The 823-nt window shown below is 72.9% G+C and carries 1 protein-coding gene; it reads left to right on the top strand.

The genetic code is table 11. From position 1 onward, the window contains the following. On the top strand, nucleotides 1-823 hold an 823-nt coding region (locus ABD191_RS28950; protein ID WP_425560904.1), incomplete at both ends, for a hypothetical protein.

Genomic DNA, 823 nt, shown 5'->3' with positions numbered 1-823 from the left:
TGGACCACATCAACGGCGCCGCCGTCGCGCCGCGGTTCGACCCGGTGGCCCTCGCCGAGGCGGAAGCCATCCGGTCGCAAGCCGCCGCTGACGCCGAAGCCCGCCGTATTGCCGCCGAGGCCGAAGCCGAGACAGTCCGCATCAAGGCTGCCGCAGAAGCCGAGAAGCAGGCCCTGACCAACAAGCGGGCGGCGCTCCAGCTGCAGCGGTTCGAGGCCGAGCAGCACGCCAAGATCGCCGAGGCGGAGCGCAAGGCAGCCGCCGAGGCGCGCGAGGCCGAGCGGGAGCGGCTGGCAGCAGAGGCCGCGGACCTGGCGGAGGCTGAGGCCGGCGAACAGCGCGAGAAGTCCGCGAAGTCGTGGAAGATCGCAGCCATCAGCTTCGCCATCGTCTGCGGCGTCGTGGCACTCCCCGTCCAGATGAACGCCTTCTACGACGAGGACGCCCGCTACCTTCTGGCCGCCCCTCTCGTTCTCGAAGGGGCCGCATGGGTCGTCCTCCGTGGCGCCGCCGCAGCCGTCGATGACCGGCGCCCGCACTGGCACTACCGGCTCATCGCCTGGCTCCTCGCCTTCGTCGCCGCCGGCGTCAACCTGTGGCACGGCCTGACCGCCTTCGACACGGCCACCGCCGTCGGCACCGCCATTGCCTCGCTCGCCGGCCCCGGCATCTGGGACCTCCACGAGCACGGGCGGATCCGTTCCCGCGACGGCAAGCCCACCCTCCGGCAGCGGAGTGCGCAGTGGCGGGCCGAGCGCAGGCAGGCCAAGCGGGAGGCGGCCCTCGCCGAGGAGCGGGCAGCAGCAGCGCAGGAGGACGCGGA

Origin of the sequence: Luedemannella helvata (assembly GCF_039528415.1) — a bacterium.
Lineage (GTDB): Bacteria > Actinomycetota > Actinomycetes > Mycobacteriales > Micromonosporaceae > Luedemannella > Luedemannella helvata.
This window is presented reverse-complemented; position numbering and strand designations above follow the sequence as displayed.